The sequence below is a fragment of the Bradyrhizobium sp. 2TAF36 genome (genome assembly GCF_052114925.1).
Taxonomy (GTDB): Bacteria; Pseudomonadota; Alphaproteobacteria; order Rhizobiales; family Xanthobacteraceae; genus Bradyrhizobium; species Bradyrhizobium barranii.
Window position 1 is genome coordinate 1 of the sequence record NZ_JBFRFR010000005.1, and the last position, 21,132, is coordinate 21,132.

The 21,132-nt window shown below is 63.6% G+C and carries 26 protein-coding genes and 1 pseudogene; 17 read left to right on the forward strand and 10 right to left on the reverse strand.

The window, feature by feature from the left end; all coding sequences use genetic code 11:
- Window positions 1-464: 464 nt before the first annotated feature.
- From AB4Z51_RS03635 to AB4Z51_RS03645, 3 genes are all read right to left on the reverse strand, one after another.
- Entirely contained in the window at window positions 465-1,559 is a 1,095-nt protein-coding gene (locus tag AB4Z51_RS03635; RefSeq protein WP_439034735.1) for a transglycosylase SLT domain-containing protein, read from the reverse strand.
- A 608-nt stretch (window positions 1,560-2,167) separates the two neighbouring features.
- Window positions 2,168-3,910, reverse strand: a complete 1,743-nt coding sequence (locus AB4Z51_RS03640) for a tetratricopeptide repeat protein (RefSeq protein ID WP_441497059.1) — start codon at window positions 3,908-3,910, stop codon at window positions 2,168-2,170.
- Window positions 3,911-4,353: 443 nt separating this feature from the next.
- Window positions 4,354-4,851 (reverse strand): peptide deformylase, encoded by a 498-nt coding sequence (locus tag AB4Z51_RS03645; protein WP_441268226.1) that lies wholly within the window; start codon window positions 4,849-4,851, stop codon window positions 4,354-4,356.
- Window positions 4,852-4,928: 77 nt separating this feature from the next.
- Here AB4Z51_RS03645 and AB4Z51_RS03650 point away from each other — a divergent pair, with 77 nt between their 5' ends.
- Entirely contained in the window at window positions 4,929-5,513 is a 585-nt protein-coding gene (locus AB4Z51_RS03650; RefSeq protein ID WP_441268225.1) for a TetR/AcrR family transcriptional regulator, read from the forward strand.
- A gap of 103 nt (window positions 5,514-5,616) precedes the next feature.
- A complete protein-coding gene (locus AB4Z51_RS03655; protein WP_441268839.1) occupies window positions 5,617-6,195 on the forward strand; it encodes a DUF308 domain-containing protein in 579 nt (192 codons plus the stop codon).
- A gap of 16 nt (window positions 6,196-6,211) precedes the next feature.
- Here the strand turns inward: AB4Z51_RS03655 and AB4Z51_RS03660 are convergent, their stop codons facing one another.
- Window positions 6,212-6,673 carry a cupin domain-containing protein gene (locus tag AB4Z51_RS03660; RefSeq protein WP_441268224.1) on the reverse strand — a complete coding sequence of 154 codons (462 nt, stop codon included), beginning with the start codon at window positions 6,671-6,673 and terminating at the stop codon, window positions 6,212-6,214.
- Window positions 6,674-6,996: 323 nt separating this feature from the next.
- Between AB4Z51_RS03660 and AB4Z51_RS03665 the strand changes: the two genes are divergently transcribed.
- On the forward strand, window positions 6,997-8,217 hold the full coding sequence (locus AB4Z51_RS03665) for an MFS transporter (protein WP_441497060.1): 1,221 nt from the start codon (window positions 6,997-6,999) through the stop codon (window positions 8,215-8,217).
- 6 nt (window positions 8,218-8,223) lie between these two features.
- On the opposite strand, the gene AB4Z51_RS03670 is transcribed toward AB4Z51_RS03665, so the two are convergent.
- Genes AB4Z51_RS03670 through AB4Z51_RS03680 form a run of 3 tightly spaced genes read right to left on the reverse strand, consistent with a single transcriptional unit; the run spans window position 8,224 to window position 10,001 of the window.
- The gene (locus AB4Z51_RS03670) at window positions 8,224-9,102 is read right to left on the reverse strand and encodes a bifunctional helix-turn-helix transcriptional regulator/GNAT family N-acetyltransferase (RefSeq protein ID WP_441268222.1); all 879 of its coding nucleotides are present in this window, start codon (window positions 9,100-9,102) and stop codon (window positions 8,224-8,226) included.
- Between the two features lie 52 nt (window positions 9,103-9,154).
- Window positions 9,155-9,568, reverse strand: a complete 414-nt coding sequence (locus tag AB4Z51_RS03675; protein ID WP_441268221.1) for a cupin domain-containing protein — start codon at window positions 9,566-9,568, stop codon at window positions 9,155-9,157.
- 31 nt (window positions 9,569-9,599) lie between these two features.
- A complete protein-coding gene (locus AB4Z51_RS03680) occupies window positions 9,600-10,001 on the reverse strand; it encodes an Ohr family peroxiredoxin (protein ID WP_441268220.1) in 402 nt (133 codons plus the stop codon).
- 148 nt (window positions 10,002-10,149) lie between these two features.
- Between AB4Z51_RS03680 and AB4Z51_RS03685 the strand changes: the two genes are divergently transcribed.
- Window positions 10,150-10,620 carry a MarR family winged helix-turn-helix transcriptional regulator gene (locus AB4Z51_RS03685; protein ID WP_441268219.1) on the forward strand — a complete coding sequence of 157 codons (471 nt, stop codon included), beginning with the start codon at window positions 10,150-10,152 and terminating at the stop codon, window positions 10,618-10,620.
- Window positions 10,621-10,698: 78 nt separating this feature from the next.
- Here the strand turns inward: AB4Z51_RS03685 and AB4Z51_RS03690 are convergent, their stop codons facing one another.
- Window positions 10,699-10,854 carry a hypothetical protein gene (locus tag AB4Z51_RS03690; RefSeq protein ID WP_094184234.1) on the reverse strand — a complete coding sequence of 52 codons (156 nt, stop codon included), beginning with the start codon at window positions 10,852-10,854 and terminating at the stop codon, window positions 10,699-10,701.
- 100 nt (window positions 10,855-10,954) lie between these two features.
- Window positions 10,955-11,308, reverse strand: coding sequence for an MmcQ/YjbR family DNA-binding protein (locus AB4Z51_RS03695; protein WP_014495871.1), 354 nt, complete (start codon window positions 11,306-11,308; stop codon window positions 10,955-10,957).
- Window positions 11,309-11,377: 69 nt separating this feature from the next.
- Between AB4Z51_RS03695 and AB4Z51_RS03700 the strand changes: the two genes are divergently transcribed.
- From AB4Z51_RS03700 to AB4Z51_RS03710, 3 genes are all read left to right on the forward strand, one after another.
- A complete protein-coding gene (locus AB4Z51_RS03700) occupies window positions 11,378-11,929 on the forward strand; it encodes a carboxymuconolactone decarboxylase family protein (RefSeq protein ID WP_441268218.1) in 552 nt (183 codons plus the stop codon).
- A 128-nt stretch (window positions 11,930-12,057) separates the two neighbouring features.
- Window positions 12,058-12,684, forward strand: coding sequence for a PadR family transcriptional regulator (locus AB4Z51_RS03705; RefSeq protein ID WP_071914765.1), 627 nt, complete (start codon window positions 12,058-12,060; stop codon window positions 12,682-12,684).
- Window positions 12,685-12,703: 19 nt separating this feature from the next.
- Complete coding sequence (locus AB4Z51_RS03710) at window positions 12,704-13,348, forward strand: O-methyltransferase (RefSeq protein ID WP_354179888.1); 645 nt, start codon at window positions 12,704-12,706, stop codon at window positions 13,346-13,348.
- Here AB4Z51_RS03710 and AB4Z51_RS03715 read toward each other — a convergent pair.
- Complete coding sequence (locus AB4Z51_RS03715) at window positions 13,335-13,562, reverse strand: tautomerase family protein (protein ID WP_014495867.1); 228 nt, start codon at window positions 13,560-13,562, stop codon at window positions 13,335-13,337. The two genes, AB4Z51_RS03710 and AB4Z51_RS03715, sit on opposite strands and share 14 nt — an antisense overlap.
- A 117-nt stretch (window positions 13,563-13,679) precedes the next feature.
- Here AB4Z51_RS03715 and AB4Z51_RS03720 point away from each other — a divergent pair.
- The 10 genes and pseudogenes from AB4Z51_RS03720 (at window position 13,680) to AB4Z51_RS03765 (ending at window position 21,071) form a co-directional block, all read left to right on the forward strand.
- Window positions 13,680-14,560 (forward strand): annotated as a pseudogene (locus tag AB4Z51_RS03720) (LysR family transcriptional regulator).
- 250 nt (window positions 14,561-14,810) lie between these two features.
- A complete protein-coding gene (locus AB4Z51_RS03725; protein WP_441497061.1) occupies window positions 14,811-16,475 on the forward strand; it encodes an acetolactate synthase large subunit in 1,665 nt (554 codons plus the stop codon).
- A 166-nt stretch (window positions 16,476-16,641) separates the two neighbouring features.
- A complete protein-coding gene (locus AB4Z51_RS03730) occupies window positions 16,642-16,989 on the forward strand; it encodes a Lin0512 family protein (RefSeq protein ID WP_063983745.1) in 348 nt (115 codons plus the stop codon).
- A gap of 4 nt (window positions 16,990-16,993) precedes the next feature.
- Complete coding sequence (locus AB4Z51_RS03735; protein ID WP_441268215.1) at window positions 16,994-17,683, forward strand: GNAT family N-acetyltransferase; 690 nt, start codon at window positions 16,994-16,996, stop codon at window positions 17,681-17,683.
- A gap of 73 nt (window positions 17,684-17,756) precedes the next feature.
- On the forward strand, window positions 17,757-18,941 hold the full coding sequence (locus tag AB4Z51_RS03740; RefSeq protein ID WP_441268214.1) for a serine hydrolase domain-containing protein: 1,185 nt from the start codon (window positions 17,757-17,759) through the stop codon (window positions 18,939-18,941).
- A 95-nt stretch (window positions 18,942-19,036) separates the two neighbouring features.
- A complete protein-coding gene (locus tag AB4Z51_RS03745; protein ID WP_441268213.1) occupies window positions 19,037-19,246 on the forward strand; it encodes a YgaP family membrane protein in 210 nt (69 codons plus the stop codon).
- Window positions 19,243-19,764: an RNA polymerase sigma factor gene (locus AB4Z51_RS03750; RefSeq protein WP_441268212.1), complete on the forward strand. Its 522-nt coding sequence runs from the start codon at window positions 19,243-19,245 to the stop codon at window positions 19,762-19,764. The genes AB4Z51_RS03745 and AB4Z51_RS03750 overlap by 4 nt, the downstream gene beginning before the upstream one ends.
- A 3-nt stretch (window positions 19,765-19,767) precedes the next feature.
- The gene (locus AB4Z51_RS03755; RefSeq protein ID WP_441268211.1) at window positions 19,768-20,115 is read left to right on the forward strand and encodes a carboxymuconolactone decarboxylase family protein; all 348 of its coding nucleotides are present in this window, start codon (window positions 19,768-19,770) and stop codon (window positions 20,113-20,115) included.
- Window positions 20,116-20,143: 28 nt separating this feature from the next.
- Complete coding sequence (locus AB4Z51_RS03760) at window positions 20,144-20,809, forward strand: DUF429 domain-containing protein (protein ID WP_441497062.1); 666 nt, start codon at window positions 20,144-20,146, stop codon at window positions 20,807-20,809.
- 118 nt (window positions 20,810-20,927) lie between these two features.
- Window positions 20,928-21,071, forward strand: coding sequence for a hypothetical protein (locus tag AB4Z51_RS03765; RefSeq protein ID WP_166095729.1), 144 nt, complete (start codon window positions 20,928-20,930; stop codon window positions 21,069-21,071).
- The last annotated feature ends 61 nt before the right edge of the window (window positions 21,072-21,132 follow it).

Here is a 21,132-nt window from a genome sequence, read left to right on the forward strand (position 1 = left end):
CGAGGCCTGTCCGCTAATGAGAACGCACGCGCGCTGATATCCATGATGGCCCGGAGCAAATGCTCCAATCAAAGGCCGGATACATTGATGCAAGACCACTCACCACCTGATCGACGAACCTCTTGCTACGCACGGCCGGACCATACATTGGGTCAAAATGCGAAGAACTCAGAGTGAGCAAATCCAGTCCGCTTCACCCCACTAAGCGGACCTCAACGAGGAGTGTCGTCACTTCGCTGATGGGTTATCAGCCGACGTGATTGCCTGTGAATAATCTAGGAGTCCGGGCCGCGGAGCGGCACTGGTCGAGGTATTGGGTCAATCCGGCCGCGGGAGCCGAACAACCACCCAGTCTCTGAGCGGAACGCAAACTTACCTGGCGCCGGAAACTAGATTGCCGACACAGCTTCTCGACGAAACGAATGTCGACCCAGAGGTGTGCGTGTGCGCAGTCGCAAGCTGTTCTATCTCGAGCGTTCGGCCGCCGCCGTTAGCACAGGATAGCGGGCATAGAGCGTGTCGACGCGGTCCCGCCACATCGCCACGAACGCACCCGAGGTGAGATCATCGACCGACTTCCATTCGCGTTTGACCGCAGGCAGCGTATTGCCCCAGATAGCGCGCTTGCACCATCGCTCGCCCTTTGCCGAGCCCTCCCGGGTTGCGCACATAGACTTCCAGGCAATCCGCTGCGGACGGCTGATGTGTTGGGCGGCTCCTTCCCAGCCCTGCTGGTGGATCAGGTAGAGGTCGGAAAGGGTCGGCTTTTTCTGCGTCAATATTTCGAATAGCGCAGCCTCGCTGAGAAACTTGTAGGCGGCACCTACAGCGTTGTCGCGAGGATTGAGGATGTCGCCCGATCCGTATTTGCTGAACTCATACTTGCTCAGCTGGAACAGGCCGACATAGGAGCCGGTGCGTTGCCTGGGATTGAAATCGGATTCGATTTTGGCGACCGCCTTCATGAAGTTGACATCGACACCGAACGCTTCGGCTGCACGTTCGATCTCCTGGACGGGCGTTCCGAGCGGAACGTCGCTCAACGCCGACAAGGCGATCTTTGCGGGCTTTTCCGGCGGCGGAATTTCCGAGTAGACGTAGTATTTGAGATACGACGGTTTGCCTTCGCCCGGATTGGGCGAAGCAACGGGCGGACGGTCCTGCTGTAGCGTTGCCGAGTTCTCGGGCGACGCTGCCTCAAGGCTGGCGACCTGCAACATTGGCTCTTGCGAAGTGGTTACATCGGACGGCGGCACCGAGTCCGGCGCCGCGGCGCCGAATCCCGCCGCAACGATCGCATTAGCCGATAATCCTGTATCGAATTTCGTCTCGATGGCCGGGGCCGGAAACGCGGCGCCAGCATTTGTCAGAACCGTCGTCACATTCAGCGGGATGCCGCTGAATGCATCAGCCACTCTTGCATTCGGCGTTGCGATGCTTGGGCGCGGTACCGCGATCTGACCAATCGCGACAAGCGAAGTCGCTGTCAGCGCGCCGGCAATACAGCTTGTTTGCCAAATCTTCAATGTCGCCAGCCGCGCGGCCGCGGTCCCCCCCATTCACGTCCCCGACTTGGCACGCAGATTAAGGAGGTGAGGGGATGACAATGGGGCGCACCTGTGGCGCAGGTGCGGCCAGTCTCGGCCGCGTCGCCAAGATTGCCTAAATTGAAAGTTGCGGTCGTGATGCGCCTCCCGCCGAGGAACAGGACGGGCGCCATATCGCGCAACCATCGCTAAACAAGGCATCTTCGTGCGTTAGCGCATCGAGACCGGCGCCCGCGCGCACGCCGCTCCCAAGCATCTCGAGGCCGCGACGTCGCAAGACCCGAGGACGGTTCGCTGGGAATGGACAATCGCGATCCGCTTTATGGCCGCTAGCGTCGGTCTCAGCGGAGCCGGTCTAGCCAAGCTCAGGTCTGCCGTGACCGTTGTCTCCGCTCGGGCCGGAGCGTTGCAGCTCACCACAGCGCCTGCCGCATTCTTGCGCAACAGTAAACTAGTGCGCCAATGTCTCAGTTGGGTCAATCGCGTCGCTTGGCCCGTAGCTCGACGACTTCCGGTCTACTCCCCGCTCCGGACATGTCGCAAACTGAAGCGATGGGCCATAACCGGACTCATGCGTCGCAGCAGAGTGCCGCTATTCAATCGCCTCATGGGATGGAGAGCTAATCGGGCAACCCCGCTTTCCGAAGACCCTCAATAAACAGCTTTGCGTTTGATAGTCCGGCCCGGGCGATAAGCGCCGATATTGTAAAGGCGGGATCGATCTCAAGCACACGCGCCGCCGCGTCGTGCGCCTCAGCGTCACGTCCGAGATGGGCGAAGGCGGACGCGAGCCATTGGTAAGTTGCCAAATAAAGGTTCTGACGAAGGGCTTTCTTCAATACGACGATGGCTTCGTCAAAGCGGCGAAGCTCGATAAGGGCCTGCCCAATGCCAGTAAGCGTCATGTATAGTAGCGGGTCTACTGGGCTCATGCGAACGGCACGTTCAAAGCTCCAGATCGCTTCCTCCGGCAGCCCCGCAATTCTATAGACATGGCCTCTGCAGCTCCATGTGAGCCATGAATTTGGGTTGAGCCCGACCGCCCGGTCAGCCATTTCGATCTCGGCTTCACGATCGCCGACCATGAACGCCGAGATTACGGCAGCCMTTGCTAACGTGTCCGGATCGCCATCGTCGATGCTCAATGCCAAACGAGCAAGCCGAACCGCTTCCTTGCGGTCGAACTGAGGATCGTTGGCATAGCCCAAAAGGACGTTGAGCATGTGGCAGACACCTGCCAGAGCCGCGACAGCGCCGAACCGAGGGTCGAGCTCCAAGGCGCGGTGGAACAGTCGGATTGCCTCGGCCAACCCTTCGCGGGTCCTTAGGTAGAACTGCGGCATGGCACGGAGATAAAAATCATACGCGGTGAGGTTCTCTGGCCGCCGCCGCGTCGCCAATTCAATTTCTGTTTGAAGCATCTTTGGCTCAATGGCCGACACAACGGCGAGCGTTACTTCGTCCTGAAGAGCAAAAACGTCGGTCAGGTCACGCTCAAACCTGTCCACCCAGATGTGTGCGCCTGTAACCGCATCGATCAACTGCCCTGTGATGCGAACTTTCCCCGACGCCTTCCGCACAGACCCCTCGAGGACATAGCGCACGCCGAGCCTTCGCCCGACTTCCTTGATATCGACCGCTCGCCCCTTGAAGGTGAAGCTCGAATTGCGCGCGATCACGAACAGCGACTTGAAGCGCGACAGCGCGGTGATGATCTCCTCGACCATTCCGTCCGCAAAGTATTCCTGTTCGGGATCGCCGCTCATGTTCTCGAACGGCAGTACGGCGATGGAAGGCTTGTCCGGGTGTGGCGGGGCCGCACTCAGCCCCTCTGTCAGCGCCCCTGGCGCTCCGGCGCGGACAGCGTAGGCGCGGACCGGCTTGGAGATGTTCTTGAGCTGCTGCTCGCCACGATCCTCGAAGCCAGCGTCTAGCTTGCCCTCGACTTCGTTGTAGACCTTGTCGGAAATCAGGATACCGCCCGGATCGGCGATCCCCTCCAGCCGAACAGCAATGTTGATCCCGTCGCCGTAAAGGTCGTCGTCCTGTCCAACGATCACGTCACCAAGGTTGAGCCCGATGCGTAGCTTGAATGGACCGCTACCCTCGGCGAGATGATCCTGTATCTCAACCGCGCATCTCATGGCGGCGAGGGGACTGGCGAACTCGGCGAGTGCGCCATCACCCGTTGTCTTGATTAGACGGCCTTCGTGGCGGGAGAGGCTCGGCTCGATCAGTTCTCGCTTGAGCCGCTCGAACTCGGCATAGGTAGCTTCCTCAGCGCGTTGCATCAACGCAGAGTAACCGACCACGTCGGCAGCCAAAATCGCCGCTAATCGCCTTTGAACCCGCTGCTCCGTCACAGCGCTCTCCGAACGGCCAGCCAAAAATTCGTCGCTGGGGCCAGGAGGAGCCTAGCACTTTGTTGCGGACCTGTGAGCGGTAATCGCGGGAGGGCCCTGTTGCCCCGAGGCGGCATTTGCTGTTGCACGGTGGCAGTAAGCGTGCGGCAACTCGGATGGTCCGAGTTGGGTCACGACCGGTAAGGCTTGGATCGAGCACGTGAGTTCTGCTTCGCATCCGAAAGCGGACATCTCGCCTCAATGAGTACACGCCCTCTGGAAGCACAACGCCAATCGGCTTGAATTTCGTGCAAACCTGGAGCTGCAGTGGCGGGAGTTCTCTCTGAAATCTCGCTCTGTATGCCGAGACCCAGTGCCGACCTCTATCGAAATCCATGAGCATCGCCGAATTGCGACACGCGGCCACAACCCCGGCTGTCGGGGAGCCTGCACTGGCGATGCGCTCAATCCCGCGACATCTTCTCATACTTCTTCACCAGCCGTTCCCGCTTCAGCCGCGACAGCCGCTGAATCCAGAACATGCCGTCGAGCTGGTCGATCTCGTGCTGGTGACAGACGGCGCGCAAGTCGTCCGACTCCTCGCTGTGCGTGTTGCCGTCAACATCCTGATAGCTGATCCGCACCCGTGCGTGGCGCTGGACCTCGTCGTTGACGCCGGGCATCGAGACGCTGCCTTCCTTGTGCAGGATCATCTCGGGCGAAGCCCACGCGATCTCCGGATTGACGTAGGTTTGCGGGCCCGCCTTGGCGTCGAGCTCGAGCACGACGACGCGCAAGGGCACGCCGATATGCGGCGCCGTGATGCCGATGCCGGGCGCGGCGCGCATGGTGTCGAGCAGGTCGGCTGCAAGCTCGCGCAACGCGCCGTCGAATGCGGTGACGGGATGGGCCGGCGTCGCGAGCCGGCGATCGGGATAGCGGAGGAGGGGACGAATGGTCATGCAGGCTCCTACCACTCACGGATGGTTGAAGCATCCCGTTCTTGACTGCCTACCAACTGGAAGGTAGTTAATCCGCCATGACCAACGTTTCCTCGACGGCCGACGACATCCTGGCCTGCGCGCGTACCCTGATCATCGCGGGCGGCTATAACGGCTTCAGCTATGCCGACGTGGCCGAAATCGTCGGTATCCGCAAGCCGAGCATCCACCACCATTTCGCCAGCAAGGTCGATCTGGTCCGAACCCTCGTGTCGCGCTATCGCGCGGAAGCCGAGGCGGGACTGTCCGCGCTCGAACGCAATGTCGCGGACCCCCGCGACCAGCTCAAAAGCTATGTCGGGTATTGGGAGGCGTGCATCAATGATGCGACGGCGCCCTTCTGTGTGTGTGCGCTGCTTGCCTGCGAGCTTCCGATCCTGCCGGAGGAGGTGGCGCTTGAAGTCCGCGCGCATTTCCGTTCGCTGGCGTCGTGGCTGACCTCGGTGATGGAGCGCGGTAATCGGAAGGGGCAGCTGCATCTCTCCAGCGCAGCGAAGATCGAGGCTGAAGGCTTCATGGCGACCGTTCACGGCGCGATGCTGTCGGCGCGTGCCTATGGCGATCCAAAGATGTTCGGTGTGATCACCGGGCCGCTGCTGGATCGGTTGTCCGCCAGGCACTGAAACATATCGACGAGACGACAACGACACGCCCGCAGGTGAGCTTGCGGGCGAGGGTGACTTGTTGTGCGAAAACTACCAACTAGTAGGTAAAGGAGAGAGTGCAGTGGCGCATCATCAATTGGATCTCGTTCGGGCCGACCGCGAGCAATGGCTGAAATTCTACTACTTCATCCGGGCGGTGTTCTCCGTCGCCTGGGTCGTTGCTGCGTTTGCCGTCGGGCCGTCATCTGCGGCGATCGCCGGAGCCTTGCTCGTGCTCTACCCGGCATGGGACGCCGCAGCGAACTTCGTCGACGCGTTGCGCAGTGGCGGGCTCGCTCAAAATCGCACGCAGGCGCTGAACGTTCTGGTCAGCCTGGTGACCACTGTCGCGGTCCTCGTCGCCTTGCAGATGAGCATGAACGGGGTGCTCGGCGTTTTCGGGGCCTGGGCGATCCTGTCCGGATTGCTCCAGCTGGGAACCGCGATCCGCCGCTGGAGAAGTTTTGGCGCGCAGTGGGCGATGGTGCTCAGCGGTGGCCAGTCAGCCCTGGCCGGCGGCTTCTTCATCTTTCAGGCCACGACGCCGATGTCTCCAACGATCGCGAATGTCGCGGGCTACGCTGCAGTCGGCGCGATCTACTTCCTGGTCTCGGCGGTATGGCTGAGCGTGACCGAGTGGCGGCGTGGCGCAGCCATGTAAGGCGTCGCCGTGCCGTTCATTCGTGCGGATAAGGCGTGCCGTCCTTGTGCAGGAACCGGCCGCTGGAAGCCGGGCTCATCATGTCAACGTCGGAGCAGGTGATGAGGTCATCGGGCGAGCGCGAGCCGACTTCGAGGTAGACGGCCGTCGCATCAGACCGGTTGATCATGTGATGGCCGTTGCCGCTTCCCTTCGGGAAGGCGGCGCAGTCGCCGGCGCTCAGCACGGTTTCGCCCTCGTCCTCGACAAGCGTCAGCTCACCTTCGAGCACATAGACGAACTCGTCCTCATGCGAATGCCAGTGCCGCTGGCTCGACCAGCTGCCCGGCGGCAGACGCATCAGGTTGACGCCGAAATCGGAGAGGCCACCGGCATTGCCGAGCCGTTTGCGGATGCGATCGGCGCAAGGGCCGGCGAAGGGCGCGGGATAACCGGAGCCTTTCCGGCCTGGCACGGCGGCGAGATCAATCTTTGGCATGCAGCCATTCCCTCCGAAATCGGAACGTTGACAGCGCACCGGATCGGTGGCGTGCGCCGGATCGGCGACGTCCGGAGCGTGATCTGATCGCGTTGGCGGGATGATGACATTGTGCCGGTGTTTTGCCCGACGTGTCAAACGCGCCCCTCGCGTTGCGGGTCGTTGGTAAGTCTTTGATCCGGCAGCGGCCGGCTACTGTGCATGGGGTTGTTTTCGGGATTTTTGTTTGGCGGCGCCAAAAAAATCTGGTGTCCTCGATGCCGTTGTCGGCAGGCGCAGTTCCCATTCGTCTTCCACCCAGACAGTCCTGACGGGAGACCCAAATGAACGCTTCCTCCTATCGCTGGGTGATCGTCGCCGCCGGCGGCTTGCTCGGCTGCGTCGCGATCGGCGGCATGTTTTCGCTGCCGGTGTTCCTCCAGCCGATCGCCAAGGACACCGGCTGGTCGGTGACCGGCATTTCCAGCGCGATGACGATCGGCTTCCTGGCGATGGCCTTCACCAGCATGGCCTGGGGCACGGCGACCGACAGATATGGGCCGCTGCCGGTGGTACTGACGGGATCGATCGTGCTGTCGCTCAGCCTGTTCGCGGCAAGCCATGCGACCTCGCTGCTGGCGTTCCAGTTCATGTTCGGCCTTCTGGTCGGTGCCTCCTGCGCGGCGATCTTCGCGCCGATGATGGCGACCGTCACCGGCTGGTTCGACACCCATCGCAGCCTGGCTGTGTCGCTGGTGTCGGCCGGCATGGGCATGGCGCCGATGACGATGGCGCCGCTCGCGGCCTGGCTCGTCTCCGGCCACGACTGGCGCACCTCGATGCAGATCGTGGCGCTGGTGGTCGGCGCCATCATGATCCCGGTCTCGTTCCTGGTACGACGCCCGCYCGCGCTCGCGCATGCCGTGGCCGCGCCTGCCGGCGAGAGCGCGCCGCAAGGGGAGATGTCGCTGGGCGAGGCGCTGCGCTCGCCGCAATTCTTGATCCTGCTCGCCACCAACTTCTTCTGCTGCGCCACCCATTCCGGCCCGATCATCCACACCGTCAGCTATGCCGTGAGCTGCGGCATCCCGCTGATCGCAGCGGTGACGATCTACAGCATCGAGGGCTTTGCCGGCATGGGCGGCCGTATCGCCTTCGGGCTGCTCGGCGATCGTTTCGGCGCCAAGCGCGTGCTGGTGACGGGGCTGCTGTTGCAGGCGTTCGGCGCGCTCGCCTATGTCTTCGCGCAGCAGCTCGCGACGTTCTACGCGGTCGGCGCCGTCTTCGGCTTCATCTATGCCGGCACCATGCCGCTCTATGCCGTGCTGGTGCGCGAGAACTTTCCGCTGCGCATGATGGGCACGGTGATCGGCGGCACGGCGATGGCCGGCAGCCTCGGCATGGCGACCGGCCCGCTCGCCGGCGGCCTGATCTACGATGCGTTCTCCAGCTACGCCTGGCTCTATATCGCCTCCTGGGCGATGGGCCTCGGCGCTTTCCTGATGGCGATGAATTTCAGGCCATTCGCGAAGCCGCAAGGCGAGGCCGCGGCGGCGGCGGCGTGACGAGGTCTATGACTGGATGTGCTTTTCGAAAAAGAGATCCGGGTAGGGATCATCGTTGAAGCGGGGGATCTCGCGCCAGCCCGTGGTGCGGTAGAGCTGGCCGGCCTCGGCGAGCGCGCTGTTGGTGTCGAGCCGCAGCAGCGCGATGCCGAGGTCGCGTGCGGCATTCTCGGCCGCGTCCATCAGGCGCCGGCCGAGCCGCAATCCGCGCGCTGCGGGGGCGACCCAGAGGCGCTTGATCTCGGCATAGCCGTGATCCGTTCCCTTCAATCCGACGCAGCCGATCGGCAGCGTGTCGGACATCGCGACGATGAAGGTGCCGCGCGGCCGGCGCATGTCCTTGGCGTCAGGATCGCGCGACAGCGACACGTCAAAACCCTGCTTGAAGCGGCGGCCGAGCTCGGAATAGTACTCGTGCAGGCAATAGCGTGCTTCTTCTCTCCGTGGATCCATCTCCTCCAGCGCGACGCGCTCGCGCGTCAATGCGGAGGCGATGAGGTCCATCGCCGCCAGCAGTGCCTCGCGCTGCGAATGTTGCGCCAGGAAGCCTTCGGCCTGCGTATTGGACAGCGCCTCGTAGGCTGCGAACTCGCGCCGTCCCGCACGCGTCAACGTCGCGACACGGCGGCGCGCATCGTCCTCATGCGTCGTGGTCTCGACCAGCCCTTCGTCCTCGAGGCTGCGGAGCAGCCGGCTCATCAATCCGGAATCGAGCCCGAGATAATCGCGGATCTCCGCCACGTCCGAGCGCCCATGTCCGATCGCATTGAGCACCCGCGCCGCCCCGAGCGGCCGGCCGCGCCCGAGGAACGAGGTGTCGAGCGCGCCGACGGCGGAGGTCACGGCGCGATTGAAGCGGCGGACGCGGGAGACGGAATCGAGCATGATACCTGACTTTAGTCAGATATTGTGTGCGGGTCAATCGAGACGGCCGGTCTCACTTCACCAGCGTCAGCAGCGGCTTGTTTTTGGCGACGATATAAGTCGCAAGTTCGCTCGCGGTGTCCTGGCCGACGTTCTTCGCCGCATGAACCGCTCCCGCTGGAATGAACAGCACGTCGCCTGCCTTCAGCGTCACTGGCGGCTTGCCCTCGACGTCGTATTCGATGGCGCCTGTCAGCACATAGATAATCTCCTCGCCTGGATGCGTGTGCCGGCCGAACGCAACTCCGGGCGCGAGGTCGACGCGGACCTGGATCGCCTCGCGGCCGGGCGCGCTGAGATCATGGCGCTGGAGGTCGGTGCGCGTGACGCCGGCCGGCTGGGCTGCCGCCGGCAGGGTGAGAAGGTTGGTGGCAAGCACGGCAGCGCTCGCAAGCAGGCGCAGGGTTCGTAATGGGTAGGGGCTCATGGTCGGCTCCTGATGTTCGCTTGATGGCGGGTCAGACGAGGGTGGTGGTCACCTCGATGTTGCCGTGGACGGCCTTGGAGTAGGGGCAGATGCCGTGCGCCGCCTCGATCAACTCCTGGGCGATCGTGCGATCGACGCCGGGAACGCTGACGTCGAGACGGGCCCGCAGGAAGAAGGCGCCATTGGCGTTGCTCAGGTCGATCGTGGTGTCGACCAACGGCTCGCTCGGCAGGTTGACCTTGCGCTGGGCGGCGGCGAGGCCGAGCGCGCCGAGGTAGCAGGCCGACCAGGCGGCAGCGAACAGGTTCTCGGCGGCCGGGTGCGGCTGGGCCAGCTTGATATCGAGAGAGCCGTCCTTCGCGTGCGCGGCGCCGTCGGGGCCGGAGGTGACGTGGGTCGTGCCGGTGAAGAGAAGCTTTGCAGCGGTGGTCATGGCGGATCCTTTCGGGCTCGGCTTAAATCGTATCCGATCTAATCGGATGCGTTCTTAAATAAACCCGTCGCTCTGTCCGGTCAAGCTCTTCCGATTTAATCGGATGCGATTTATATTGACGCGGAGATCACGAATTGCGGAGGTTCACGTGTCCCGTCCCGCCAAAGCCGCCGGCAAAGGCCGAAAACTGTCGAATTTCCTGTGCTTTGCCGTCTATTCGGCCAATCTGGCCTTCGGCCGCGCCTACAAGCCCCTGCTGGACAAGGTCGGGCTGACCTACACCCAGTACATCGCCATGGTGGCGCTGTTGGACGAGGATGAGCAGACCGTCAGCGCGCTCGGCGAAAAGCTGTTCCTGGAATCCAACACGCTGACGCCGATCCTGAAGAAGCTGGAGCAGATCGGTTACATCAAGCGCCACCGCGATCCCGCCGACGAGCGGCAGGTGCGGGTGAGCCTGACGCCGGGCGGCCGAAAACTGATCGAACAGGATCTCGGCAACTCCGTGATCGAGGCAACTGGCCTCGGCGACGAATTCCCGGTGGTGCAGAAGACGGTGAGCCGGCTGCGCGACAATCTGCTGCGCGCGACCCAGGCGGACGGAGAGAAGAAACGCTGAGCGGGCAGCGTCGTCCCGCTGGGAAAGTCGGAGGCGGCGTCCGCCTCCGATACAAGCACGAAGGAAAAGCGCGCGGCTCTAGTTGCAGACCGTGCGCGGAATCATCCAGGTCGCAAAAGTCTGCCAGAACCCGTCTTCGCGACGGCGCTGGTAAGCGACGAAGTCGGCGTCATCATCATCATGCACGAGTTCATAGCGATAAGTGTTGGCTGCAGTGGTGTTGGGCTTGCTCATGGAGCACTCCATCTCGAATGGGCTTTGCTTCGAGCTAGGTGCGGTGCAGCAAAAGTCCAATGGGAGTATGATGATCAGCGCATCACGTTGTGGAGAGTACTCAGTCCAGCCCGAGCGCCTTGCGCGATTTGCGCGTGAGCTTTGCGACGATCAGGGCATGGGCCTGCGCCAGATAGGCCGTGAGTTCCGCATCGGGAAGTGCGTTGTTGCTGGCGAGCTGCACCCATTTGGCGCGCGCCAGATAGGGCGCCGGTCGTGCCACGCCATGCTCGATCAGCATCGCATAGGCCATGTCCGAGACCTTGAACATGTAGCCGCCGGAGCCCGCGGCAAAGCCGCCGCCGAGCGCGAACATCTTGCCGCCGACCTTGAACACGGAGGTGCCTTCCCACTGCACCACCTTGGTGGCCGCGGGCAGGCGCAGGCAGCGGGCTTCGAATGTCTTGGGTGTCATGCGCTCGCACTTGAGACGAAAGGCCCGCCGTTATGGCAACATGCGTCTTCCAACCAGGGATGAATTGCCATGTCGCGCGTTTCGATCAAGACCAGGGACGATCTGCCGGAGGCGCTGAGGCCGCTGTGGGACAAGATGACGACCTACGGCGCGTTCGAGAACCAGGCCGGTGTCATGGCCCACCGCCTGCCGATCTTCAAGCATATGTGGTCGCTGCTGGCCGATCTTGCTGAAGAAGGCAATGTCTCGAAGCGCCATCTGGAGCTCGCGCTGGTCACGGTCTCGCTGCTCAACAAATGCGACTATTGTGTCTCGCACCACGCACCAAAGCTGGCGGTGCAGGGCGTGTCGGAGGACGGCGCCGCGCGCCTCGTCGATTACAAGGACCATCCCGAGCTCGATGAGCTCGACAAGCTCGTCGTCGAATATTCCATCGCCGTCACCAACAACTGGAACAAGACCCGCGACGAGATATTCGCCCGCCTGCGCGCGCATTTCTCCGAAGCCCAGATCGTCGAGCTGACCTGGCGCATCGCGCTCTGCGGTGCCTTCAACCGCTTCAACGACATCCTTCAGCTCGAGGTCGAGCAGGGCGTTCCCCACAGCGAAGCCGCGGAGTAATCGGCCCCCGGCGGTGCTGGTCCCCCGAGCCGGGACCGGCGCCAAGGCGCCCGATCACAGATTTGTGGGTTGTGGACTGTCTATCGCAAATTATATCGTAAGATATGTTTTACAAAAGGACGTACGATATGCACCACGGACGAGACCACAAAGACTTCCATTTTGGGCATTTCGCCCATTTCGTCATGGGCCGGCACGGCGGCGGACGGCGCTTCGGCCGCGGCGGGCATGGCTTCTTCGGGCGCGGCCCGGGGGGCGATTTCCCCGGCGCAAGGCGGCTGTCCTCGCAGGACCTCCAACTCGTGATCCTGGCGTTGCTCGCCGAAAAGCCGGCTCATGGATACGAGCTGATCAAGATTATCGAGGAGCGGTCCGACGGCTTCTACACGCCGAGCCCGGGCGTAATTTATCCGGCGCTGACTTATCTGGAAGAGGTCGGCCACAGCAGCGTCGAGCAGGATGGCGGTCGAAAGCTCTACAGCATCACGCCGCAGGGCGAGGCGCATCTCGCCGAGAACCGCGCCACTGCGGATGCAATCCTGCAAGCGCTGTCGCGGATCGGTCGCCGCATGGACGAGGTGCGCGAGGCCTTTGCCGGCGTCAGCGATCTCGATGCCGACGCCTCCGACGAATTGCACCGTGCCCGCCACAACCTCAAGCGCGCGCTGCGTTCCAGGCTTGGCAGCGACCCCGCCGAGGCGCGCCGCATCGCGGCGATCCTGGATCATGCCGCCGCGGAAATCCTCGGCAAATAACTGAGAGGCGAAGCAACACATGAATGATCGGCCCCACAGCCCGATTCAAGACCCACGCGTCAACGCCGTCCTCGCGCGCCTCCAAGGCGCGCGGCAGCGGCCGGCCGGCGGCGGGCCGCGCGGCTCCTTCAACAGCCGTGATCCCCACGCCTATGCCGAGCAGGGCTTTTCGATTCATTCCGAGCAGGGCGAACTGATCTATCTGCTGTGCCGTGGCTTGCGTGCTACGCGCGTGGCCGAGTTCGCCACCTCGGTCGGCATGTCCACGCTCTATTTCGCGGCCGCTATCCGCGACAATGGCGGCGGCACCGTGATCGGCTCGGAGATCGTGCCGGCCAAGGTCGAGACCGCCAAACGCAATCTCGCCGAGGCCGGCCTTGCCGACTATGCCGAGATCCGCGAGGGCGATGCGCGAAAAACCTTGCGCGATCTCGGCGGTCCCGTCGACTTCGTTCTGATCGACGGCTGGCCGGGTGAGAGCGGTCCCTCGCTGGCGCGCGAGGTGATCGGGATCGTCGCGCCGCAGCTGCGCGTCGGCGGCTACGTCATGAACGACAATGCCGAGCCCGACTATCTCGATTTCATCCGCGATCCCGACAACGGCTTCGTATCGATGACGCTGCCGCTCAAGGGCGGCACCGAGCTCAGCCTCAAGGTGAGGTAGCGGCGTCGCTTGCGCGATAGGCGTCGGGAACCACGAACACCTCGTCGGCGCGGCCATAACCGCCATCAGGCACTTCCTCGATCAGCACCATGGTGTGCGTCCGCGCCGCTTCGCCGAAATAGTGCGCGAACAGCGCGGTGAGGTTGTGCACGATCTCCGCCTTCTGCGCCCGCGATAAGGCGGCCTGGGGGATCTTGATATTGGCGAAAGGCATGATGGGTCTCTCCGTGTGATGGGGTGTGGTTGCTCCTGTTCGAGAATGCCCGATCGCCGCGACCGGATAATCGCGAAAAACTTGTCATCACTTGTCGGCTGTGGTGAACAATCGGCCATGGACCGGTTTGACGCCATGCGCCTGTTCGTCCGCCTCGTCGAACGGCAGAGCTTTACGGCTGCGGCTGCCGACCTCGGCATTCCCCGCTCGACGGCGAGCGAGGTTTTGCGCGGGCTCGAGGCGCGGCTGGGCGCGCGCCTGCTCGAACGGACGACACGGCATGTCACGCCGACGCTCGACGGCGAGGACTATTACCGCCGCTGCGTCGCCATCCTCGCGGAGGTCGAGGAAGCCGAAACCACGATGCGCGATGCGCGACCGCGTGGCTTGCTGCGCATCGACGCACATCCTTTGCTGACCCGCACCTTCATCTTGCCGCACCTGCCGGAATTCCTGGCGCGCCATCCGCAGCTCGACTTGCAGATCGGGCAGGGCGACCGGCTGGTCGATCTCGTGCGCGAGGGCATCGATTGCGCGATCCGGTCGGGCGAGCCCGAGGACAGCGGGATGATTTTGCGGCGCCTCGGCACCGTCGAGGAAATCACGGTGGCGAGCCCGGCCTATCTCGCCAGCCACGGCATGCCCGCGACGCCGGATGCGCTCGACGGCCATCAGATGGTCGCGTTCATCTCCTCGCGCACCGGCGATGTTTTGCCGCTGGAGTTTTCCGTCGCCGGCGCGCTGCGCAATGTCGTGTTGCCGAGCCGGGTTCGCGTCAACAATTCCGACACCATGGCAGATCTCGCGCGGCTCGGCTTCGGCCTGACGCAGGCGCCCCGCTATCGCTTCGCGGCGGATCTCGCCAGCGGTGTCTGGCTGGCTATCCACCGTCGCCGACGCCGCTCTCCGCGCTCTATCCGCAAAACCGCCAGCTCGCGCTCCGCCTGCGCGTCTTCCTCGACTGGATATCAGGCATCTTTGCTGAGGCGAAATTGTAGAGCTTCGTAGCCCGACAGGCAAAACACCCGAACAGTCGGTCAATCCACTCTACCGGAATTCGGAAACGGCGTCGTTGCGAGCGCGGCGGAGCAATCCAGAAATATCCGCGGAAAGATTCTGGATTGCTTCGCTGCGATCGTATTGACGATGTTGGAACAATCGCCCGCCTCTTTGTGAGTTGTGCCTGCGCCACGAGCCGCTACCATGTGACCGCTCCCGACCACGGGACGCACAGCGAGCGGAGGCGACATGAGCGGGCAGGAACGCAAGGCAAAAGGATCGGACCTGTTTGTCGCGGCGCTGGAGAACGAGGGCGTCGATCGCATCTTCGGTATCCCCGGAGAGGAAAATCTCGACCTGGTCGAATCACTGCGCACCTCCAAGATCGAGCTGGTCCTGACCCGTCACGAGCAGGCCGCGGCCTTCATGGCCGCCACGCACGGTCGGCTCACCGGCAAGCCGGGAGTGTGTCTCTCGACACTCGGCCCGGGCGCGCTCAACCTGTCCACGGGCGCCGCCTATGCACATCTCGGCGCGATGCCGATGATCTTGATCACCGGCCAGAAACCGATCATGAGCAGCCGGCAGGCGCGCTTCCAGATCGTGGACGTGGTTGCGACCATGAAGCCGCTGACGAAGCTCTCTCGGCAGATCATCAGCGCCTCCAGCATTCCGACCGTGGTGCGCGATGCCTTTCGCGTGGCGATGGAGGAACGGCCGGGGCCGGTGCATCTCGAGCTGCCCGAGGACATCGCGGGCGACGAAGTGCCGGCCGTCCCCGTGATCCCGGTCCATCCGATTGAAATTCCGGTCGCCCATCGCGCCGCGCTCGACCGCGCGGCCGAGATGATCCTCGCCGCAAGGCGTCCATTGGTGATGATGGGAGCTGCGACCAGCCGGCCGCGCTCGACCCACGGCATCGCCAGCTTCGTGCGGCGAACCGGCATTCCGTTTTTCACGACACAGATGGGGAAGGGCACGGTGCCCGGCGGCACCAATCTCTACATGGGCACGGCGGCGCTATCAGAGCGCGACTATGTCCACGACGCGATCGACGCAGCCGATCTGATCGTGGCGATCGGCCATGACCCGATCGAGAAGCCGCCCTTCATCATGGGGCCGTCGGGACCGAAGGTCATTCACGTCAGCTACACGCCGGCCAGCGTCGAGCTGGTCTATTTCCCCGATGCCGAGGTCGTCGGCGACGTCGGCCCGAGCCTGGAGCTGCTCGCCGACCGGCTCGAAGGCAAGCTGCCGCAGGCGGCGGCGCTGTTGCCGTTGCGCGAGGGGATCCTCACGCACATCGCCGACCGCGCCACCGAGGCGCGCTGRCCGCCGACACCGCAGCGCATCGTGCACGACATCCGCCAGGTGATCCCGGAGAATGGCATCGTCGCGCTCGACAACGGCATGTACAAGATCTGGTTCGCGCGCAACTACCGAACCCGCGTCGCCAACACGTTGCTGCTCGACAATGCGCTCGCGACGATGGGCGCCGGTCTGCCGTCGGCCATGATGGCTGCGATGCTCTATCCCGAGCGCCGCGTGCTCGCGGTTGCCGGCGACGGCGGCTTCATGATGAACAGCCAGGAGATGGAGACCGCCGTCCGCCTCAAGCTCAATTTGGTCGTGCTGGTGCTCGAGGACAACGCCTACGGCATGATCCGCTGGAAGCAGGCCGTCGATCACTTCGCCGATTACGGCATGACATTTGGCAATCCCGATTTTGTCGTCTATGCGAAGGCCTATGGCGCCAAGGGCCATCGCATCGAGAGCATCGACAGCTTCGGCCCGACGCTCGATGCGGCCTTCAAGGAGGGCGGCGTGCATCTGGTCGTGATCCCGATCGACTATTCGGAGAATGTGCGCGTGCTGGTCGACGAGTTGCGGGCGCATGAGAAGTCAAAGGCGTGAGAACTGCGATCTCGTGCCCCGGACGCAGCGCAGCGCCCCTTCGGCTCTGCGCAGCAACGCCAAGAGCGTTGCAGCGCGTCCGGGACACGAGAGATGCAACCGCACTTGTGTAGCGCACCCCGATCCCCGACACTCACAATCACCCAACCAACCACAGGAATAAGACATGACTCGCGTTCGCTGTATCACCGAGATGGGCATGGGCGTCGACGTACACGGCAGGGACGCCACGAAGGCGGCGAAGCGCGCGGTGTCGGATGCCATCCGGCATTCGAGCCTTGGTTTCTTCCGGATGATCGGGAAGACCGCGAACGATATGTTCGTCGATGTCACGATTGCGGTGCCCAACCCTGAGGCGGTGGACAAGGACGCCGTTGCCAAGGAGCTGCCTTACGGCACGGTGACCGTGACTGCGGTCAAGGGCGGGCTGGAGATTCCCTCGGCCACGGAAGTGGCCAACGATCCCATCCTGATCGCCAATGCGGCGGTGATCGTCAGCTTCGACAAGGACTAGGCCGGTGTCCGACAGCGATGAGCGGCTACTGGATCGTCCGATCTGGAGTGCGCTGACGACGAGCCAGAAGCATCTGGCGGAGGGCGGCCCGCGCGCGCGGCGCTATCCCGTGGACATGACACCGTTTGCCGACATGGTCGACATGTCCGAGGCAAGCTTCGCCGCGCTCGGTGATCTCCTGGCGGGCTCGCAGGTTGCCGCGCTGTTCACGCCGGAGCCGGTCGACGTTCCCGCCAATTTCAAGGTCGTTCTGGCCGAGACCGGCGAGCAGATGATCGGCTCGCCGGCCGACAGTCCGCTTCGCGATGCCGAGATCGTCAAATTGGGCGCGGCAGACGTCGCCGCCATGATGGCGCTGACGGAGCTGACCAAGCCTGGTCCGTTCGCGTTGCGCACCCATGAGCTCGGCACCTTCCTCGGCATCCGCGTTGGTGGAGAATTGGTTGCGATGACGGGCGAGCGGATGAAGCCGGGAACGTTCGTCGAGATGACCGCCGTGTGCGTGCATCCTGACTATCGTGGACGCGGCTATGCGCAGGCGCTGCTGGCGGCGGTCGCGCGCCGGATCGAGGCGCGCGGCGAAATTCCGTTCCTGCACGTGTTTTCTCATAACGCGTCGGCGATTGCGCTGTACGAACGGCAGGGCATGAAGATCCGTCGCCGGCTGCACGTCACGGCGCTGATGAAGATTTGAGGGCCGATCGGACGGTCTTCATTTCCCGCGAAAGCGCGCTATATCCAYCGCAACCATAATTTGGGGGAAACACATGGACGTCAGGACAACGGATTTTTCCGCCGCACGGACGGCGATGGAGCGCTATATCGATCAGGAGATCATTCCGGGTGTGTCCTGGGCCGTGCTCCGTGGTCATGAGGTGGTTGACCAGCAATGCGTCGGCTTCGCCGATCGCGAGGCAAAAGCCGCGCTCCGGCCCGACCACATCTTTCGCGCGTTCTCCAACACCAAGATCTTCGTGACGTCTTCGATCATGCTGCTGGTCGAGGAGGGCCGCATCGGGCTTGATGATCCCGTCGAGAAATTCCTGCCGCAGCTCGGCAATCGCAAGGTGCTGAAGCAGGGTGCCGCGAGCGTTGCCGATGTCGAGCCGGCGAAGAGCCCGATCACGATCCGCCAGCTGCTGACCCACAGCTCGGGTCTCAGCTACGGCATCTTCGATCCCGGCACCGTGCTGTTCAAAGGCTATAACGAGGCGCGCGTGCTCAATCCGCTCACGCCGCTGACCGACATGATCGACAAGCTCGCCGATCTGCCGCTGTCCTATCATCCCGGCGCGGGCTGGGAATATTCGGTGGCGACCGACGTGCTCGGCCGCGTGGTCGAGGTCGTCTCCGGCCATGCGCTCGACACCTTCCTCAAGGCGCGCATCTTCGATCGCCTCGGTATGGTCGATACCGGCTTCTCAGTGCCCGAGGCGCAGCAGGGCAGGCTGGTTGCGCTCTACACCGGCGCAGACGTGCTCGATCCGATGAAGCCGGGCCTGACGCGGGCCGACAATCTGCCTTACCCGCAGGCCTATCGGCGGCCGTTTCCGCGGCTCTCGGGCGGCGGCGGTCTGGTCTCGACCTTGCCCGACATGCTCGCGCTGGTACGCGCGCTGCTCCCCGGTCCGGATGCGCTGCTGAAGCCGGACACGCTGCGGCAGATGATGACGAACCAGTTGCCCGCGGGCCAGACCATCCGATTTGCCAATCTCGGGCCGATCCCCGGCAAGGGCTTTGGTCTCGGCGGCGCCGTCACCTTTGCGCCGACGCCGTTCGATCCCCCGAATTCGACCGGCGAATTCCAGTGGGGTGGGCTTGCCGGCACCCATTGGTGGATTTGTCCGCAGGCCAACACCGCCGGCGTGCTGATGGCCCAGCGCCATATGGGCTTCTGGAACCCGTTCTTCTTCGAGTTCAAGCGTCTGGCCTACCAGGCGGTCGGGGGCTGATCGCGAAAAAATTGCCGGCGTCCGCGAATCCTTTCCGGCCTTCGCGTCCTCTTGATGGTCGAGGCATTTTGCTTCGGCTCATTTCGGAGGATGTGATGGCATTCTACAGGAAGAATATCGGCGGTCTGAATCAGGCGGTGCGGGTTGCGCTCGGAATTGCGGTTGCGATTGCCGCATTCGTGTATCTCGCCGGCGTCACGGCGTGGCTGGTGGCGCTCGGGAGCGCAGGCTTCGCACTGACGGGGCTCGTCGGCTATTGCCCGATGTGCGCGATGGCCGGGATCGGACGAGGAGGCGTGTCGTGAGTGCGGCGGCGATCTCGCTAGACCTGTTCGAGGCGGCCCGGCTCGGCGATCCCCAGGCGATCGCGTCCCTGCTCGAGACGGCGCAGCCGGATATCCGCCGCTACGCACGCGCCACCTGCCGCAGCTCGGCGGATGCTGAGGATGCAACCCAGGAGGCGATGTGGATCCTGTTCCGCCATGTCGGCACGATCCGCTCGCTGGTCGCTTTTTCCGCGTGGCTGTTCAGCGTGGTCCGCCGCGAATGTCTGCGGCTCGCGCGCAAGGCGGGCCTTGCGCCATCGATCGACGACGGCGAGGCGGAGGCTCTGCTGCTGTCGCGCTCCGAAGCGGATTTGCGTCTTGACGTGGCGGCTGCGTTTGAAGCGTTGCCGGCGCACTACCGCGATGTCGCGCTGATGCGGGACGTCAAGGAAATGACCATCGACGAAATCGCCGCCGCGCTCGGTGCGTCCAGGCAGACCGTGAAGGCGCGCCTGCATCGCGCCCGCGCCCTGATGCGCGAATATCTGACGAGGTGAGACATGACCGATTATCAAACGCCTGTCGATCTGAAGTCTGTCCCCGCTTTCGTGGCGCTGGCGCCGGTGGAGGCCAACGCGTTCCTTGCCTTCAACCACTCGGTCGAGCGCAAGGACGGTTTGATCCCGCCGAAATATCGCGAGCTGATCTCGCTCGCGGTGGCACTCACCACGCAATGCGCCTATTGCCTCGACGTGCATACGGCGCAGGCAGCGAAGGCCGGCGCGACGCGGGAGGAAGTCGCGGAAGCGGCGTTGATCGCCGCGGCCGTGCGCGCCGGTGGTACGCTCGGCCATGCGCTGCTGGCGCAGCGGCTATTCGAGCAGCATCGAGACGAGGGAGAAGCATAGATGTCTTGTCGACGTCGGGACGCATGATTTGCCAAACTATCTCGGTCTCGATGGATTTCGCTTCGGCTGGGTCGCAGCCTGGATCGACGAGCGCGGCGATCATGGCTTCGATTACTCGCCGGGCCTGACGCGCTTGCTTGCGTTGCCGCATGCGCGTGCGATGATCGACATGCCGATCGGATTGAATCCGAGCGGCTATCGAGTCTGCGACCTGCGCGCACGCGAGCTGGTCGGCCCTGCCGTGTTTCTTGGCGCGCGCCGCGATCTCTGGACATTTCCCGACATGGCGGCAGCCAATCGCCACTATTGGGAGCGGGAAGGCAAGGGCAGGGGCGTGTCGGCGCAGCTCTGGAACATCAGGGACAAGATCAGGGACGTCGACGAGATCATGACGCCGGTGCGGCAGGCGACAATTGGCGAAGCCCATCCGGAGTTGATTTTCTGGAATCTGGCAGGGCGAGTCCGTCTCCCGAAGAAGACGTCGGCGCAAGGTCGTGAGCAGCGCATTTCGCTGCTGGCGCAACGCGGCTTCACGCGCCTGGAGACATGGCTGACGCAGCGTCATGGCACCGGCATCGGCCGCGACGATCTCATCGATGCCTGTGCCTGCGCGGTCGCGGCCCGCGACAGCACACAGCGTGTCGGCGGCGAGGAAGTCGATCCGCGCGGTCTGCGGATGGAGATCAATTATTGAGGTCGCGGCCTGGTGCGTCTCGATTCGGGAGAAAGTGGCAATTTATTTGAGGCGTGCAGGAACTGTCGATAGTCGGCCCGCGTTCCCCGTGCGAACCGATGACGGAGAAGCTCGTGCGATGAAGGATGCCAGTCAGTTCGCGACCGCGATGCTCGCGCTCGTTTTCACCGGAGCGCTGCTCGTCACCGGGCAGCTCTTCATCGAGCAACGCGCGCAGCGCGATATCGCGTACGCGGCCAGGCATCTGCTGCGGCCCCTGTAGTCCGGCTTCGATGCATGATCACTGCTCGGCCTTGCGCCGTTCGACGGCTCGCCTAGATTAG

Bases quoted from the DNA above. Each gene is read 5' to 3' on its own strand.
- AB4Z51_RS03710 (WP_354179888.1), top strand. From the start codon at position 12,704: ATGAATGATCGGCCCCACAGCCCGATTCAAGACCCACGCGTCAACGCC.
- AB4Z51_RS03715 (WP_014495867.1), bottom strand. From the start codon at position 13,562: ATGCCTTTCGCCAATATCAAGATCCCCCAGGCCGCCTTATCGCGGGCG.
- AB4Z51_RS03700 (WP_441268218.1), top strand. From the start codon at position 11,378: ATGTCGCGCGTTTCGATCAAGACCAGGGACGATCTGCCGGAGGCGCTG.
- AB4Z51_RS03680 (WP_441268220.1), bottom strand. From the start codon at position 10,001: ATGACCACCGCTGCAAAGCTTCTCTTCACCGGCACGACCCACGTCACC.
- AB4Z51_RS03660 (WP_441268224.1), bottom strand. From the start codon at position 6,673: ATGCCAAAGATTGATCTCGCCGCCGTGCCAGGCCGGAAAGGCTCCGGT.
- AB4Z51_RS03645 (WP_441268226.1), bottom strand. From the start codon at position 4,851: ATGACCATTCGTCCCCTCCTCCGCTATCCCGATCGCCGGCTCGCGACG.
- AB4Z51_RS03730 (WP_063983745.1), top strand. From the start codon at position 16,642: ATGACTCGCGTTCGCTGTATCACCGAGATGGGCATGGGCGTCGACGTA.
- AB4Z51_RS03670 (WP_441268222.1), bottom strand. From the start codon at position 9,102: ATGCTCGATTCCGTCTCCCGCGTCCGCCGCTTCAATCGCGCCGTGACC.
- AB4Z51_RS03650 (WP_441268225.1), top strand. From the start codon at position 4,929: ATGACCAACGTTTCCTCGACGGCCGACGACATCCTGGCCTGCGCGCGT.
- AB4Z51_RS03705 (WP_071914765.1), top strand. From the start codon at position 12,058: ATGCACCACGGACGAGACCACAAAGACTTCCATTTTGGGCATTTCGCC.
- AB4Z51_RS03740 (WP_441268214.1), top strand. From the start codon at position 17,757: ATGGACGTCAGGACAACGGATTTTTCCGCCGCACGGACGGCGATGGAG.
- AB4Z51_RS03675 (WP_441268221.1), bottom strand. From the start codon at position 9,568: ATGAGCCCCTACCCATTACGAACCCTGCGCCTGCTTGCGAGCGCTGCC.
- AB4Z51_RS03695 (WP_014495871.1), bottom strand. From the start codon at position 11,308: ATGACACCCAAGACATTCGAAGCCCGCTGCCTGCGCCTGCCCGCGGCC.
- AB4Z51_RS03690 (WP_094184234.1), bottom strand. From the start codon at position 10,854: ATGAGCAAGCCCAACACCACTGCAGCCAACACTTATCGCTATGAACTC.
- AB4Z51_RS03745 (WP_441268213.1), top strand. From the start codon at position 19,037: ATGGCATTCTACAGGAAGAATATCGGCGGTCTGAATCAGGCGGTGCGG.
- AB4Z51_RS03755 (WP_441268211.1), top strand. From the start codon at position 19,768: ATGACCGATTATCAAACGCCTGTCGATCTGAAGTCTGTCCCCGCTTTC.
- AB4Z51_RS03765 (WP_166095729.1), top strand. From the start codon at position 20,928: ATGAAGGATGCCAGTCAGTTCGCGACCGCGATGCTCGCGCTCGTTTTC.
- AB4Z51_RS03635 (WP_439034735.1), bottom strand. From the start codon at position 1,559: ATGGGGGGGACCGCGGCCGCGCGGCTGGCGACATTGAAGATTTGGCAA.